This is a genomic window from Nonomuraea sp. NEAU-A123 (genome assembly GCF_018603905.1).
Lineage (GTDB): Bacteria > Actinomycetota > Actinomycetes > Streptosporangiales > Streptosporangiaceae > Nonomuraea.
In genome coordinates this window covers 99,099-114,664 of sequence record NZ_JAHFZZ010000032.1, presented here as the reverse complement: position 1 = coordinate 114,664, position 15,566 = coordinate 99,099, and the positions used below count along the sequence as shown (strand labels likewise).

Sequence of the window (15,566 nt, the reverse complement as noted above, 5' to 3'; positions counted from 1 at the left end):
TTCGTTGCTCAGGCGACCCAATGCACTATCTGTCACCGAATCGCGACGACGTGTGCCGGGTCAAGCAGTGCCCGATGCCAGCGAGAACGCCTTTCACCTGCACAGACGTCTTAACTCACCGGCATTGCCCTGACACCGGAGGATGATGTCAGGGCCGCGCACTTCGGCCGAGGGGGATCAGCCGCAGTGCTCGGAGGGGCTCGTGTAGCTCGATGTGCCGACCGAGCCGCCCCACGTCACGCACTTGTCAGCCGCCGCCGCCCTGACGGGACCCGCGTAGTAGGTGAAGCTGCCCGAGTCGGTGACCTTCGCCTTGCCGGCCACCTGCAGGAACGCGCTGGTCGCGCTGGCCTTGCCGAGCGACGTCTTCTTGATCGTGGCGACGCAGTTGTTGGCGTTGTCGCTGTTGTAGAGCAGGTAGACCGTGCCCGCGGTGCCGAGGGCCTGCGAGTCGATCACCTTGTAGCCGTCGCCGCAGACCTTCTCGGCCGTGTACGGGTTGGTGCCGCCACTGGAGCCGCCGCCGACGTAGCTCATGTACTTGGTCCAGTCCCAGTGCGAGCCGGGGTCGGTGTGGTCGGAGCCGGGCACCTCGACGTGGCCGATGATGTGGCTGCGGTCCTTCGGAATGCCGTACCGGTCGGCGATGTTCTTGGTCAGCGCCGCCGACGAGCGGTACATCTGGTCGGTGAACCACGAGGCGTCGTTGATGAAGCCCTCGTGCTCGATGCCGATCGACCGGTGGTTGTAGGAGCTGACGCCCGCGTGGAAGGCGCGGTTCTTCTCCCGCACCATCTGCGTGATCTGCCCGTCGGACGAGCGCACCACGTAGTGGGCCGACACCTTGGCCGCGGAGTTCTGGAACCACGAGATCGTGCCCGCGTACGAGCCCTGGGTCACGTGGATGATGATCCGGTCGATCTTCTCGTCGGTCGGCCGGTTGGACACGGCGTAGTTCGACGAGCTGGCCGCGGCCCACAGGGCGCCGGGGTAGTCGGTGGCCGCCGCGAGCGTGCGCGGGTCCGAGTCGTACTTGCCGCGGTCCGGCTCCACGATCTTCGCGGCGGACTTGACGCCCGCGGTGTTGACGCCGTCGGCCAGCACCTCGTAGACGGCGTCGGCGTAGACCCGCGCGGTGGTCTCGTTGGCCGCGCCACCGTACGCGGCGACCGCCTCGTACCACTTGGCGGGGTCCTTGCGCTCGGTCGCGGTCAGGCCGAGCTTGTCGGCCTTGGCGCGCAGCACGGCGGCGCCGCCGAGCACGTTGGACGCGTCGTCGGTCTTGAGCTTCGCTGCGGTCAAAGAGGTGATCTTGGCCGCGTCCTCCAGGGTGTGCGAGGAGGGGTTGCTGACCAGGTGCATCACGCCGAAGCCGTTCATGGCGCTGGGCTGGCCGTCGTGGTCGTCGAGGTGCGTCTCGGCGTAGCCGAGCGCGACCAGCAGGTCACGCGGCACCTCGTAGGTGGAGGCGGCCTTGTCGAAGGCGGCAGGGAGGGGGGCGGCGGTCGCCTGAGCGGCGCCCGCCAGGGCGACCTGCTGGGCGCCCACGATGAGCACCCCGGCCACCAAAAGCTTCTTCATCATCATGACCCGCAATGTTCGGAGGGACTGTTGTACAAGCTGGATCCGGCCTTGCCGCCCCACTTGACGGCCGCCGAGGCGGTCACCGGGCCCGCGTTCACAGAGAAGCTGTTCAAATGGGCATAGCCGGTGGCGTAGCCGCCACCATGGTCGATCTTCACAAGGTTGCCGAAGCCGTTGGTCGAACCCTGGTTCGCCGCGGCGACGACGCCGTCCCGAGGCCGAATAACAGTGTGTCGCCCGCAACTGCGAGTCCACTGAGCTTCATGAGGTGAACCTTTCAGATGTGATCTGTGGGACCAGGGTGTGCATTCGGCGCACAAGAATCGTCCAGAACCGATACAAAAGGTGGTCAGGCCTCTAAAGAGGAGCTGATGCGGTCATGTCGGTCACCTTTCATGTTCTTGGGCCGTTGGAAGTCCGATCGTCGGGACGGTCCGTCCGGATCTCCGGCAAGAAGCCGAGGATCTTGCTCGCCACGTTGTTGCTGGACACAGGCCGGATCGTCGGCGCGGACCAGCTGGTCGAGGTGCTCTGGCCCGACCGGCCGCCACGCTCCGCACAGGCGAACTTACGCACGTATGTCAGCTCGCTGCGGACGGACCTCGGCGCCGAGCATCTGCGCGGCGACGGTTCCGGCTATGCCATTGACGTGCCCGACGGCGCGCTGGACCTGTTGACGTTCGAGGAGCTGGTCGCGCAGGCCCGCTTCGCCGACGCGCTCGCGCTCTGGCGCGGCGCGCCGCTGGCCGACCTGCCGGGCAGCCCGTTCTGGGATCGCCGCCTCGAACCGCTCAACGAGGTACGTCTGCGCGCCGCCGAAGAGCTGATCGGCCAGCGGATCGAGTGTGGCGACCACGCCGGGGCGATCACCCAGCTACGCGGGCTGCTGGTGGAGCATCCCTACCGGGAGGACCTGTGGAGCCGTCTCGTCCTGGCGCTGAACCGGGCCGGTAGGAAGGCCGAGGCGCTGCGGGCCTACGCCACGATCCGGGCCCAGCTCGTCGACGAGCTCGGCGTGGAGCCGGGTGCCGACCTGCGCCGCGCCCACGAGTCGATCCTGGCCGACGAGGCCCCGCCGGCCGCGCCCCGGCAGCTCCCGCCGCACCTGCCCGACTTCACCGGCCGGGCCGACGAGCTGGCCCTGCTGGCCAAGCCGTTCTCCATCGCGGTCATCTCCGGTTCGCCGGGGGCGGGGAAGTCGGCGCTGGCCGTACACGCCGCCCATGCCCTGCGGGACGACTTCCCCGGCGGGCAGCTCTACCTGGACCTCGACGGCAGGGAGCCGGCCGACCTGCTGGCGGAGGCGCTGCGGGCGCTCGGCGTCGAGACGGCGCCGCCGACGATCCACGAGCGGTCCGCGTTGTTCCGGTCGATGCTCGCCGAGCAGCCGATGCTCGTGCTGCTCGACGACGCACTCGACGCGGCCCAGATACGGCCGCTGCTGCCCGGGAACGACAGCGCCGTCATCGTGACCAGCCGGCGCCGGATCACGGAGTTACCCGGCGCGGTCCAGGTCGACCTCGGCGAGCTGTCCGCGTACGACGCGCTGACGCTGCTCGGCCGGATCATCGGTACGGACCGTGTGTCGCGCGAGCACGACGCGGCCCTGGCGATCGTGGAGGCGTGCGGGCTTCTGCCGGTGGCCGTGCGGAGCGCCGGATCGCGGCTGGCCGGCCGGCCGGGCTGGTCGCTCTCGGTGCTCAGGGAGCGGCTGGAGGACGACCGGCTGAGCGAGCTGAAAGAGGTACGGGTCTGCCTCGACCGCAGTTACCGCCACCTGCCCGACGAAGCCGCCCGTACGCTGGGCACGCTCGGCCTCCTGGGCGCCCTGGCCCAGCCCGGCTGGGTGGTCGACGCCGCGCTCGGCAGACACCGCGCCGACGACGTCACCGACCTGCTGGTGGACGTCAACCTGCTGGAGCTGGTCGGCACCGACCCGGTGGGCCAGCCGCGCTACCGGGTGCCGGATCTGATCCGCCGCCACGCGCTCGAACGCGGCTCCGACCGTACGGGCCTGACCAGGGTGCTGGCCGCCTGGACCGCGACCACCGAGCACGCCATGGCCCGGCTGCCCACCACCGTCTTCAGCCTCACCGCCGCCAGGGCTCCACGCTGGCGGCTGCCCGAGCAGACGCTCGACCGCCTGACCTCGGACCCGCTGGGGTGGTTCGAGGCCGAGCACGAGACGCTGGTCGGCGCCGTGAGCGTGGCGGCGGAGGCGGGGCTGGCCGAGTCCGCCTGGGGACTGGCCGCCGCGATGGTCCCCTATCTGGACCTGCACTGCCATCTCGACACATGGGAGCGTACCCACACCGTCGCTCTCGGTGCCGCCCGCGCGTCGGGCGACACGTACGGCGAGGCCGCCATGCTGCGCGGCCTGGCCCAGGTCTCCCTCTACCAGGACCACTACGAGGAGTCCATCGACGGCTTCACCCGATCCCGCCGGCTCTTCCACGACCTGGGCGATCTGCGGGCGGAGGCGACCTCGATCTGCGGGCTCGGCGCGGTGAGCCAGTTCCGGGGCAGGCACGCCCAGTCGCTCGGGCACTTCAAGCGCGCCCTGGCCATGTTCCTGGCGGCGGACGACCCGCACGGCGAGGCGTTCGCCAGGCAGGCCATCGGCCGGGTCTGCCTCAAGTCGGGCGACCTGGCCCTGGCGTCGGAATCGCTGAGCCAGGCCATGCGGCTGGCGCAGGAGCTCGGCGACTCCCACCGCGAGGGCTGCGTCTGCCTGCAGATGGGCGCCCTGCACAAGGCCATGTCCTTCCACCGGCACGCGCTCGACATCTTCGAGTCGCTCGGGGACCGTCACTGCGGCGCCTACGCCCTCCAGAGCCTGGCTGGGCTGCAGGCGGCCCGCGGGGAGTGGGCGCCGGCCTCCGCCGGGCTGGAGCGGTCGCTGGAGATCTTCCAGACCCTCGGAGACCGGAGTGGGGAGGCGTCGAGCACGCAGATGCTCGGCGAGGTGCACCACTCGGCCGGACGCACCGGGCTGGCCCTGGACTATCTCAACCACGCCAACGTGCTGCGGCGCAGCCTGCCGGTCTAGGCCTGAGGGCTGTTTCCCGGACGCCGGTTCAGATCCGCGTGTGCAGGCTCGCGGGTTCAGATCCGCGCGTCCAGGCCCGCAGGGTCAGATCCGCGTGTCCAGGTCCGCGCGGATCACGCCGTACATCACGCCGTCATGCCACTCGCCTGCGCGGAAGCCGACTCCGCGCAGGACGCCCTCCCGGGTGAACCCGGCCTTCTCCAGGGCCCGCTGCTCGCCCAGGTTGCTGATCTCGGTCGTCGCCTGGACCCGGTTGACCGGCGAATGGTCGAACAGGTAGCGCACCAGGAGCCGCTGGGCCCGCGTGCCGTGGCCCTTGCCGCGGAGCTCGGGCGCCACGATGATCCCCATCTCCCAGCAGTAGGCGGCCTTGGAGGTGACCTCCTTGCGCCAGGACACGAAGCCCACACGGTCGTCGCCATCAGCGACCAGCAGCAGGCCGCTATCGTCGTCGAGCATCCCGTTCTCCTCCCAGCGCCTGCGGATGCGGTGGGGGTCGTACCAGCCGTACCACTGATGGAGGCCCGTGCTCTCCGGATCGTTGATCAGCCGGTTGAGGAAGGGAAGGTCGCCCTCGGCGGCGGGACGAAGCTTGATCGTCATGATCCAGACACTATGCGACGGACAAATCGCTTGAGGCGTGACCGCTGCGGCGTTCCAGACAGTGCCTCGAACGACTCCGCCGCGGTCGGGCGCTTGGCGGGAGTGTGGTCGAGCATCCGGCGCACCACGTCGGGAACGGCGGGACCGTGGGTGTCGGCGCTGGTCGGCAGCTCGCCGGTGAGCAACTGGTAGGCGATCACCCCGGCCGCGTAGACGTCGGAGGCGGCCGTCATCATGTCGGGCCGCTCATTGCACTCGGGGGCCACGTAGTGGGCGTCGAGCACGTTGCCCAGCTCGTGCGCGACCGTGTAGTTGCGCGCTCCGGGCTTGGCGTAGTCGAACCCGGTCAGCACCGCGTGCCCGTCGGTCACCAGCACGCACGCCGGGCTCAGCGCCCGGTGGATGACGCCGTTGGCGTGCGCGTGGGCCAGTCCGCGCAGCAGGTCCTGGATCACGCCGAGCCGCACGCCGGTGCCCAGGCGCCGGTGCAGCGCCTCGCCGTGCACGTCGTCGAGCACCAGCACGAACCGGCTCTCGTCGTCGATGGCGAAGAAGTCGCGCGAGCGCACCACGCACGGGTGCGGCGGGATGCGGGCCAGCGACTGGTAGGCGTTGGCGATCCGCTGCCGCTCGGCCACCCGCGACGCCTGGTCGGCCAGCGGGTCGGCCTGGTAGACCCGGAGCAGCACGGTCTCGCTGCCCGGCAGCGTGACGTTGAAGGCCCGGTATTCGGTCACCTTCGCGTCGCCGCCGAGCTGCTCCTCGACCTCCCAGTTGCCGAACCTGGGCGGCGCGGTGCTCCGGCGTACCGTCTGGTTGAGGGCGTCGAGTATCGCGGTGAGATACGGCTTGATGCGGGGGCTGCACCCGCGCCTGACCCGCGAGACGTCGCTCAGCGTGGCGAGCAGCCCGTCCAGGGTGGTGACGTTGACCGCGTCGCGCCCGGCCGGGTCGACCAGCTCGGCGTCGGGCGAGGTGAGGACCACGAGGCTGTCGACGTAGACGCGCTCAAGCTGCGTGTTCTTGGAGACCAGCAGCCCCTTCAGCGCCTTCGCGATGCCCCGCAGCTTCGTCGCGGGAGAGCCGAACGCCTCCCTGCGCGGCGGGAACCAGCGCGTGCCCGACACCTCGATCCGGCCGCGGGTGCCCTTGACGTCGACGACGATCAGCGAGTGGCCGGTCAGGACGAGCAGATCCACCTCGAAGACGTCGTCGCCGCGCGGCAGCTCGACGTTGTGCAGCAGCAGCCAGTCGGCGGGCGCGTGGTCGCGCAGGTAGGAGATCACCCGACGCTCGGCGTCGTTGACCGGGTGCCCGCCGCCGACGATCTCTGCCATGGGCCAATCCTCCCACGTTAAGGCGTTGACAACATGCTGTCGAAATGACAGCACGTCGTCATAACGCGACCCGTTCACCATGCCGTCTACGACACTCTTGCCGATTGGGAGACCGGTTACCTGATCTCCCACCTCCGAAACGGGCGCCACCAGCGCGAGCCGGGGGGCTTCGAGGTCGTCACGGTCGGCCGGGACACTGAGCCGATCACCACGATGGGCGGTTTGCGCGTTATTCCTGAGCTGGCACTCGACCGGCTCTCGCCGAGCGACAGCGCGCTGATGGCGGCATGAGTGAGACGGGTGACCTGCTCTCGGCGACCGCGCTGACCGCGGATCCGGCCGCCCTCCGGCACGCGGGTGGCAAGTACCGCGAGCAACTGGCCGACGTCCGGGTCGCAGGAGTAGTCGAACCCGGCCACCCGCGCCCTCTCGTGGGCCAACCTGACGAGATCCGGCAGATCAGTATTCATGGTCGTCTTTCTATCGCACCTGCCCGCGGGGTTTACAGAATGGTGCCAAGCCCAGGGTGATCCTTGCTAAACCAGCCTGCTCGATATGCCAATCATTCTCGATGTGCGGATAAATGAAACTCGTTTGACCTTGTACGGCGCACGTGCATATGCACTCCGCCGACCGGTGGGGCTGAAAAGTCGAGTGCCAAGAAAACGAGGTGGCTCCTTGGTTCCGACCAGACATTCTTGGGTTGCGATATCGACAGCCTGCCGCGATTGTTATTGGCGGCACCTCACAGGCCCTGCACAAACGACTAAGGCGCCGGGAATTCCGCGCCCATCAAACGGAGGAAACAAACATGATCCGACGCATTTTCGCCGGTGCAGCCATCGCGGGCGTCGCTCTCGGCTTCTGCGTCTCCGCGGCTTCGGCCGACACCGACCCGGACCCCATCAACAATAACCAGGCCGTCCTCAGCGAGGTCAACGTCCCGCAGGATCTGACCGTGGTGAATGAGCCGGCCAAGGAGTCGGCCGTCTCGGCGACGGTGACCCCGCAGGACGTGGCCGTGGTGAGCGAGCCGGCCAAGGAGTCGGCCGTCTCAGCGACGGTGACCCCGCAGGACCTGATCGCGGTGAGCGAGCCGGCTAAGGAGTCGGCCGTCTCAGCGACGGTGACCCCGCAGGACCTGATCGCGGTGAGCGAGCCGGCTAAGGAGTCGGCCATCTCCGCCACCGTGACCCCGCAGGACCTGGCCGTGGTGAGCGAGCCGGCTAAGGAGTCGGCCATCTCCGCCACCGTGACCCCGCAGGACCTGGCCGTGGTGAGCGAGCCGGCTAAGGAGTCGGCCATCTCCGCCACCGTGACCCCGCAGGACCTGATCGCGGTGAGCGAGCCGGCTAAGGAGTCGGCCATCTCCGCCACCGTGACCCCGCGGGAGCTCGACGTCAACCTGCAGCTCGGCCACTGACGTCCATAGGCGGGAAGGTCCACGCGCGGCTCCGCGGGCACGTGCCGTAGGGCTGTCGACCATACCTTCCACCGGATCGATGCCTGTGCGATCCGTATGAATCATCACCGTGGATGCTCATGAGGCCACGGAATCCGCTCGGGGTGCGCACCGAGCCGGAACACCGCGGGGCCCGGGTCGCGATCACGGCCAGGGCCGCGCGGTGCTCAGTGTCCGCCCGCTGCCGGTACGAGCGGCTCGGGCCGGACCACTCCCATGAGATGCGGCTTGTTCAGCGGGTCGAGGCGGACGACCTCCCCGGTGAACGGGGCGCCTGCCCCCTGGCCGTCGCTGCTTGCGCGTCGTCGCGCCGATCGACACGCCCGCGCTCGCCCAGGCGTACCCCGTGAGGCCAGAGCAGTCGAACCTCTTGGTCTTCTTGCCGTGCCCGATGCCGTAGCCGGGCCCCCGGGGCCCGCCACCGCCCCACGTATAGGGGACGCCGGGCATCATCAACGCGGCCCGCACGGCGATGCCACCGGCCGCCGCGTGCCGCAATTTCCGGCGCCCTTCTTGCACGCCCATCCGATGGCGGCGGCGGCCGTCGCGGTGCTGGAAGTCGGCGTCAAGAGCGAGCCCGCACGCCTGGCACATATATGGCCATACGCTGAAGATTGTCGGCACAGGGGACATGCAAAGATTTTGACCGGGCGCTTGAGCTCATGGGCGGCGATAATTCGCGGCGCGATTATTAGCGCACCCTCTCGACAGCGCCTTTCTTGTACCGATCAACAATCGGCGGTCTCCCGCTGCGTGAACAAGTCGATCAATCTCCCGATGCGCACCCCCGCCTCGGCGGGATGCCGGAACCACTCGTCGGCTCCGATGCTGTAATGATTACGCCGGCCCACTCGGACGCGAGTGAGATAGCCGGCCGCTTCCAGGTCGGCCACGATGCCCTGGGCGGTCCGCTCGGTGATCCCAGCGGTGACGGCCACGTCCCGCAGTCGTTGGCGCGGGTCTCTGGCCAGCTCCAGCAGCACCCTCGCGTGGTTGGTGAGGAACGTCCAGCGGACGGCGGGAGAGGACTCGGCGTCGGGGCGGTTCATGACTTCACTGTAATACGCCTATTTTTTCGTGAATATCAGATGATGAAACATATTTCGTGTAATGTGAAACCGGGTTCCAGTCACATGCGGTGATGGTCATGACAACCCCCAAGCGTGAGGTCTGATGGGGGGTGCGATGACAGCGAACGGCGAGACGGCCGACACGACGGAGCGCCTGCTGTACGAGGACGGCCAGTTGCGGGTCTTCCTGCGGGCCAGGTGCGAGGTTCCGGTGCTGGCGCTCCGCGGCGAGATCGACATCACCAACAGCTGGGCCCTCGCCCAGACCCTGGCCGCCGCCCGCGAGAGCGGCACGCACATCCTCGTCGACACGAGCGAGCTCACCTTCATCGATCTGTCGGGCCTACGCGTGCTGGCCTTGCCCATGCTCGACCCCGCCGAGCGCTGGATCCGCCTGCGCAACCTCACACCCTTCCAGCGGCGGCTCCTGAGCCTGCTGGGCTGGTGCTGACGCCGGGTCAGACGATCATCGCCGCCGAGGTGCCCAGGCCCTTCGGCCCGCCCAGCCGCCACTCGGGCGGCCGGTGGTGGCGGCGCACCGACGCCTCGTCGTAGCGACGGCAGCCGCGATGCCAGGCGAGGATGCCCGACGTCCAGTTACGCAGCTCCTCCACGTAGCCGTTCAGGGCCGCGCGTGCCTCGTCGTCCAGGTCGTAGTCGTCGTACATGACCGGGAACTCGTGCGCGAAGACGTGCTCGAACTCCTTCATCCGGGACGTCATCAGGTCGTCGACGATGTCGAGCGCCGCCGGGTAGTCACAGCCGAAGAAGTTCTGGACGACCAGTACGCAGTTGTGCACCTCGCCCTCGAACTCGATCTCCTTCTGGTAGGAGAAGACGTCGTTGAGCAGGGTGGCGTAGTCGGAGGCCGCGTGCTCCAGCGAGATCATCGGCCCGGCCCGGTAGACCTCCTCCGGGATCGCCTTCTCGCGGGCCAGGCGGCACAGGCTCATGGTCAGCTCGGAGCCGAAGGTCAGCCGCCGCATCTCGATGTAGTCGACGGGGTCGGGCACGTGGTTCAGCAGGTGGTTGTCCAGCTCCCAGAGCCAGGAGGCCAACATGTCCTCGATGGCCACGCGGAGCTTGCGGCGTGCGGTCATGCTCATGGGCCCGGCCGTACGGGTCCACAGATCGGACAGGCCACGCTCCAGGGCGCTCACCGGCGCCGGCGGGGCCGAGTCGTCGAGCGGCATGAACGCGCTGAGCCGGTCGACGGTGGCCCGGGCGGCGACCAGGTTGCGGGTCCGGCCGAAGACGATGGGGAAGTAGTCGTCGCCGTAGGTCCCCCAGGCCAGCCAGGCCGAGGCCAGATCCAACTCCTCCAGCGTGGCGTCGGGATAGAGCCCGGAGGCGCACAGCGGCAGATCGTAATCGACGATCTTCTTCTCGTCCCAGACCGCCGAGCCGGTGACGCCCGGCTGTGCTTCGAGTATCCCCATCTCATGCGCCCAGACGACCAGGTTCGCGCGGGCGGCCTTCAGGTGGGGCGAGCTCTTGACCTCGAACGGCATGTAGAAGTCGGGGATCCGCGACGGGCCGACCGGCGTGTGCGGGACGTGGGTGTAGTTGCGGATCCGCTTCGCGCCGAGCAGGTCGACGATCGACGTCATGCCCAGCGGCCTGTGGGTCGCGCGGTCGTTCATGTAGCGGCTGGAGCGCAGGTGCCAGGCGTGGCCGCCCGACTGCCAGTCCTGCAGCCCCTTGACGTAGGCCAGCACGCCCGCGCAGGAGAGCGGGTCCAGTCCCCGCTCGACGAAGAGCGGGCCGAGTTCGGTGAACACGGTGTGCTCGAACTGCTGCAGCCGCGAGGTGAGCAGGTCGTTGACGGTGTCGGCGGCCTCCTGCGTGGAGCAGCCGAGGAACTTCTCCAGCACGAGCACGCAGTTGCTGAGCTCGCCCTCGTTCTGGATCTCCCGCTGGTAGGAGAACAGGTCGTTACGCAGGTGCACCGCGTCGGCGAAGGTGTCGCGCAGCACCCGCATCGGCCGGGAGCCGGCGATGCGGGCCGGGACCTCGGCTCCCACGGCGTGCTCGACCAGCCCGGCCGACCACGGCGCCCCGCCGACCTTGCGGCGCATCTCGATGTACTCGATGGGATTGGGCACCCGGCCCGCGTTGATGTTGGACAGCTCCCAGAGCGACTCGTTCAGCAGGTTCCTGGTGCTCTCGGCGAAGCGCTCCCGCCAGTCGAGCGACCTGGCGGGGACCGTACGGGCCCACAGGTCGGCCAGTCCCGCCTCCACCGGGTTCGTCGGCTCCGGCGTCGCGCACGACAGGTCCATCGGCATGAAGGCGGGCAGCCGGTCCAGGTACTGCTTGCCGCCCACGCGGTCGTGCCCGCGCTTGAAGATCTCCAGGAAGTGGTCGTCGAAGAAGAAGACCCAGACGTACCAGTCGGTGATCAGCGAGAGCTCGGGGCCGTCGCAGTCGGGATGGGTGTAGCCGCACAGCAGCGCGTAGTCGTGGGCGTCGAGATCGGCCTGCTCCCAGACGCCCGAGCCCTCCAGCATGCCCATGTCGCGCGCCCACTGCCCGGAGTGCGTGCGCGCCTCCTCGACGTGCGGGTTGAGCCGGGCTGGATACGGCACATAGAAGTCCGGCAACTCGAACGGCTGCGCCATGGATCAGCTCGTCCCTTCTCCATCGATGGAACGTGTCATCAGCCCATCACCTCGGCGTTCTCGAGCATGCCGAGCGCGTCGGGCACCAGGACCGCGGCCGAGTAATAGGCGCTGACCAGGTAGGACATGATCCCCTTCCCGTCGATGCCGGACAGGCGGACGCTGAGCCCCGGTTGGTACTCGTCCGGGGTGCCGATCTGGTGCAGGCCGATGACGCCCGAGTCCTCCTCGCCGGTCCTGAACGCGAAGATCGAGCTGGTGCCCTGCCGGCTGATCGGGATCTTGTCGCAGGGCAGGATCGGCACGCCGCGCCAGGCCGTCAGCCTGCTGCCGTCGAGCTGGACGGTGTCCGGGTAGACGCCTCTCGCGGTGCACTGCCGGCCGAAGGCGGCGATGGCGCGGGGATGGGCCAGGTAATAACGGGTCTTCTTCCTGCGGCTGAGCAGTTCGTCGAGATCGTCGGGGGTAGGCGGGCCGCCGCGCGTGGAGACCCGCTGCCGGGGATCGACGTTGTGCAGCAGCCCGAAGTCCCGATTGGTGATCAGCTCGTGCTCCTGGCGTTCGCGTAGCGCCTCGACGGTCAGCCGGAGCTGCTGGTCGAGCTGGTTCATCGGCTGGTTGTACAGGTCGGAGACCCTGCTGTGCACCCGCAGGACGGTCTGGGCCACGCTCAGCTCGTACTCGCGCGGGCTGAGCTCGTAGTCGACGAACGTGCCAGGGAGCACAGGCTCCCCACGGTGCCCGGCGGCCAGCTCGATCGCGGCCTCGCCGTACTTGTTCTGCGGCTGGGCCCGCCGGCGCATATGGGAGTCGACCTGCGCCCGGAAGGCCGGCGAGAATTCCATGACCGCGCGGAAAGCCGCCCGGGGCAGGACCAGCACCGTGCAGGCGGTGCCGGCCCTGAGTGTGTACGCCCACCGGTTCTCCAGTCCGGGGAGGTCGTTGCCCGTGTGGTCGCCGTCGGCCAGCGTCTCCCGCACGACGCTGGTGCCGTACGGGCCGGTCTGGAGCTTGTCGGCCTTGCCGTGCGCGATGAGAAGGAGGTCGGCCACCGGGCGGCCCTCCTCCACGATCGTCTCGCCCCGCGTGTACTCCCGCTGCTCGAACAGCCCAGCCAGCCTGGCGAGCAGCGGGTCGTCGTCGAAACCCTGCAGAAACGGCAGCTCGGTCAGGCTTGGCGGAAACACCTGAAACGCCGCACCCGCGCTGATGAAGCCGACCTGGCCGCCGTCGAGCTGGTAGGTGAGCCGGCGGTTCACCCGGTAGGTGCCGGCGGCGGTTTGTACCCACGGAAGCGCCCGCAGCAGCCAGCGTGAAGAGATCTCCTGCATCTGCGGAGCAGACTTGGTCGTGGTGGCGAGCCGGCGTGCCGCCTCCGTGCCCAGGCTCTGCCTTGAGTCCCGCTGGTCCAATTCCGTCAACCGAAACACCGCCAATCATGGGGCCGGGCGAACCGATCCGCTCTCAGCTGCCGAGCGCGACGTCTTCGAGGATGCCGAGCGCGTCAGGCACCAGCACGGCCGCGGAATAGTAGGCACTGACCAGATAGGAGATGACGGCTTGCTCATTGATGCTCATGAAACGCACCGACAGGCTGGGCTGGTACTCGTCCGGGATGCCGGTCTGGTGCAGGCCGACCACACCCTGGTTCGCCTGCCCGGTGCGCATGAGCAGGATGGAGGTCGTCCGGGCGCCGGTGATCGGGATCTTGTTGCACGGGAAGATCGGGACGCCGCGCCAGGCCGGGATGCGGTGCCCGTTCACCTCGCTGGCCTGCGGATAGATGCCACGCTTGCTGCACTCCCTGCCGATGGCCGCGATGGCCTGCGGATGCGCGAGGAAGAAAGCCGGCTCCTTCCAGACGGTGGCCAGCAGGTCGTCGAGATCGTCGGGCGTGGGCGCGCCGTCGCGGGTGCGGATGCGCTGGCTGAGGTCGGCGTTGTGCAGCAGCCCGAACTCGCGGCTGTTGATCAGCTCGTGCTCCTGGCGTTCGCGTAGTGCCTCGACGGTCAGCCGGAGCTGCTGGTCGAGCTGGTTCATCGGCTGGTTGTACAGGTCGGAGACCCTGCTGTGCACGCGCAGGATCGTCTGGGCCACGCTCAGCTCGTACTCGCGCGGGCTGAGCTCGTAGTCGACGAACGTGCCGGGGAGCACGGGCTCGCCGTTGTGGCCGGCGGCCAGCTCGATCGCGGCCTCGCCGTAGGCGTTCTGGGCCTGCCCCTCAGCGGCCCGTGTGCTCTCCAGGTGGGCGCGTAGCGCGGGGGACCGGTCGAGGATCGTCCGCAGGTCCTGCTGTGACAGCGTGAGCACGGTGCAGGCGGTCTTGGCCTTCGCGGTGAACTTCCACTGGCCCGGCTCGCCCAGCAGCTCCTCGCCGAAATGGTCGCCGTCGGCCAGCGTTCCGAGGGTCTGGTCGTCGTCGTACGCGCCATGGCCGATCTTGACCACCCGGCCATGGGCGATCAGGATCAGCTGGTCGAGAGGGGTGCCCTCACGGACGATCTCCTCGCCGGCCTCGCACTCACGCTGGCTGAACCGGTCGGCGAGATCCTGGAGGACTTCGCTGTCGTCGAAGCCGTGCAACTGGCGCAGCTCGGTGAGCTCCGCGGCGATGACGCTGACGTCCGCGCCGCTGGTGGTGAACGTGATGCGACCGTCGCCCAGCGTGTAGGTCAGCCGGCGGTTGACACGGAAGACGCCACCGGAGGTCTGCACCCAGGGCAACAGCTTGAGCAGCCAGCGGGAGGTGATCTCCTGCATCTGCGGGGCGGTCTTCGTGGTCGTCGCCAGGTTCTTGGCGGCATCGGTGCTGAGGCTGAGCTGCTGGCCGTTGGCCTCGGTCGACTCGGTCGTTTCGGTCATGGTGCACCACCAATCTTCAGGGGTTTGCTAGCCGGGGTGTCGAGCGGCTCGGAGTTCGTGCGGAAGGGAGAACGTGAGGGTCTCTTCGGTCAGCGTCACCGGCTCCACGTCGGCGTAGCCGCGGGTGGCGAGCCAGTCCAGCAGCTCGGTGACCAGCCCCTCCGGGACTGACGCGCCCGAGGTGACGCCGACGGTCTCGACGCCGTCGAGCCACCGCTCGTCGGCGTCGCCGGACCGGTCGACCAGGTGGGCCGCCCGCGCGCCCGCGCTCACGGCCACCTCGACGAGGCGCCGTGAGTTGGAGGAGTTGGCGGAGCCGACGACGATGACCAGGTCGCACTTGGCGGCGATCCTTGTGATCGCCTCCTGGCGGTTCTGGCTGGCGTAACAGATGTCGTCGCTCGGCGGGTCGATGAGCTGGGGGAAGCGCTCGCGCAGCCGGGCGACGGCCTCCATGGTCTCCTCGACCGCCAGCGTGGTCTGCGACAGCCAGCTCATCCTGGCCGAGCCGCCGGTCGTCAGCTCGTCGAGCCGGGCCGGGTCGACCACGTGGATGTGGTCGGGCGCCTCGCCGACGGTGCCCTCCACCTCCTCGTGCTCGGCGTGGCCGATGAGCACGATCTCGTAGCCCGCGCCGGCCAGCCGTGCGGCCTCCTTGTGCACCTTGGTGACCAGCGGGCAGGTCGCGTCGATCGTGCGCAGACCGCGATGCTCCGCCTCCCCTTTGACCGCGGGCGAGACGCCGTGCGCCGAGAAGACGACCAGCGCGCCGACCGGGACCTCGTCGAGCTCGTCGACGAAGATCGCGCCGCGGCTGGTGAGGTCGTCGACCACATGGGTGTTGTGCACGATCTGTTTGCGCACGTAGACGGGCGGGCCATAGCGTCTGATGGCCTCCTCGACGGTGAGGATGGCACGTTCCACACCCGCGCAATAGCCGCGCGGAGCCGCCAGAAGTACTCGTCCCATGATCTTCGC

The 15,566-nt window shown here is 68.9% G+C and carries 14 protein-coding genes; 3 read left to right on the top strand and 11 right to left on the bottom strand.

Going from position 1 to position 15,566, the window contains the following annotated elements; translation table 11 throughout:
* Positions 1–177 precede the first annotated feature (177 nt).
* Both KLK06_RS53005 and KLK06_RS53000 read right to left on the bottom strand, forming a co-directional pair.
* Positions 178–1,587: an N-acetylmuramoyl-L-alanine amidase gene (locus KLK06_RS53005; RefSeq protein WP_250907438.1), complete on the bottom strand. Its 1,410-nt coding sequence runs from the start codon at positions 1,585–1,587 to the stop codon at positions 178–180.
* On the bottom strand, positions 1,584–1,904 hold the full coding sequence (locus KLK06_RS53000; protein ID WP_250907437.1) for a M23 family metallopeptidase: 321 nt from the start codon (positions 1,902–1,904) through the stop codon (positions 1,584–1,586). Before KLK06_RS53000 ends, KLK06_RS53005 begins: the two co-directional genes overlap by 4 nt.
* A gap of 89 nt (positions 1,905–1,993) precedes the next feature.
* Between KLK06_RS53000 and KLK06_RS52995 the strand changes: the two genes are divergently transcribed.
* On the top strand, positions 1,994–4,633 hold the full coding sequence (locus KLK06_RS52995) for a BTAD domain-containing putative transcriptional regulator (RefSeq protein ID WP_250907436.1): 2,640 nt from the start codon (positions 1,994–1,996) through the stop codon (positions 4,631–4,633).
* An 84-nt stretch (positions 4,634–4,717) separates the two neighbouring features.
* Here KLK06_RS52995 and KLK06_RS52990 read toward each other — a convergent pair whose 3' ends face one another.
* From KLK06_RS52990 to KLK06_RS52980, 3 genes are all read right to left on the bottom strand, one after another.
* The gene (locus tag KLK06_RS52990; RefSeq protein ID WP_214643480.1) at positions 4,718–5,236 is read right to left on the bottom strand and encodes a GNAT family N-acetyltransferase; all 519 of its coding nucleotides are present in this window, start codon (positions 5,234–5,236) and stop codon (positions 4,718–4,720) included.
* Positions 5,233–6,573: an NERD domain-containing protein gene (locus tag KLK06_RS52985; RefSeq protein WP_214643479.1), complete on the bottom strand. Its 1,341-nt coding sequence runs from the start codon at positions 6,571–6,573 to the stop codon at positions 5,233–5,235. Before KLK06_RS52985 ends, KLK06_RS52990 begins: the two co-directional genes overlap by 4 nt.
* A 116-nt stretch (positions 6,574–6,689) precedes the next feature.
* On the bottom strand, positions 6,690–7,043 hold the full coding sequence (locus KLK06_RS52980) for a hypothetical protein (RefSeq protein WP_214643478.1): 354 nt from the start codon (positions 7,041–7,043) through the stop codon (positions 6,690–6,692).
* Between the two features lie 341 nt (positions 7,044–7,384).
* Between KLK06_RS52980 and KLK06_RS52975 the strand changes: the two genes are divergently transcribed.
* Positions 7,385–7,996, top strand: a complete 612-nt coding sequence (locus KLK06_RS52975) for a hypothetical protein (protein ID WP_214643477.1) — start codon at positions 7,385–7,387, stop codon at positions 7,994–7,996.
* A gap of 183 nt (positions 7,997–8,179) precedes the next feature.
* On the opposite strand, the gene KLK06_RS61035 is transcribed toward KLK06_RS52975, so the two are convergent.
* Positions 8,180–8,485: an NlpC/P60 family protein gene (locus tag KLK06_RS61035; protein ID WP_250907454.1), complete on the bottom strand. Its 306-nt coding sequence runs from the start codon at positions 8,483–8,485 to the stop codon at positions 8,180–8,182.
* Positions 8,486–8,763: 278 nt separating this feature from the next.
* Positions 8,764–9,084: a helix-turn-helix domain-containing protein gene (locus KLK06_RS52965; RefSeq protein ID WP_214643475.1), complete on the bottom strand. Its 321-nt coding sequence runs from the start codon at positions 9,082–9,084 to the stop codon at positions 8,764–8,766.
* Positions 9,085–9,220: 136 nt separating this feature from the next.
* On the opposite strand from KLK06_RS52965, the gene KLK06_RS52960 reads away from it, so the two are divergent.
* Positions 9,221–9,556 (top strand): STAS domain-containing protein, encoded by a 336-nt coding sequence (locus tag KLK06_RS52960; RefSeq protein WP_214643474.1) that lies wholly within the window; start codon positions 9,221–9,223, stop codon positions 9,554–9,556.
* Between the two features lie 7 nt (positions 9,557–9,563).
* Here KLK06_RS52960 and KLK06_RS52955 read toward each other — a convergent pair whose 3' ends face one another.
* The 4 genes from KLK06_RS52955 to KLK06_RS52940 are packed head-to-tail and all read right to left on the bottom strand — an operon-like array spanning position 9,564 to position 15,557.
* Positions 9,564–11,726: a terpene synthase family protein gene (locus tag KLK06_RS52955; RefSeq protein ID WP_214643473.1), complete on the bottom strand. Its 2,163-nt coding sequence runs from the start codon at positions 11,724–11,726 to the stop codon at positions 9,564–9,566.
* 38 nt (positions 11,727–11,764) lie between these two features.
* Entirely contained in the window at positions 11,765–13,147 is a 1,383-nt protein-coding gene (locus KLK06_RS52950; protein WP_250907435.1) for a family 2B encapsulin nanocompartment shell protein, read from the bottom strand.
* 43 nt (positions 13,148–13,190) lie between these two features.
* Positions 13,191–14,588 carry a family 2B encapsulin nanocompartment shell protein gene (locus KLK06_RS52945; RefSeq protein ID WP_214643472.1) on the bottom strand — a complete coding sequence of 466 codons (1,398 nt, stop codon included), beginning with the start codon at positions 14,586–14,588 and terminating at the stop codon, positions 13,191–13,193.
* A 27-nt stretch (positions 14,589–14,615) separates the two neighbouring features.
* Positions 14,616–15,557: a 4-hydroxy-3-methylbut-2-enyl diphosphate reductase gene (locus KLK06_RS52940; RefSeq protein WP_214643471.1), complete on the bottom strand. Its 942-nt coding sequence runs from the start codon at positions 15,555–15,557 to the stop codon at positions 14,616–14,618.
* Positions 15,558–15,566: the final 9 nt, after the last annotated feature.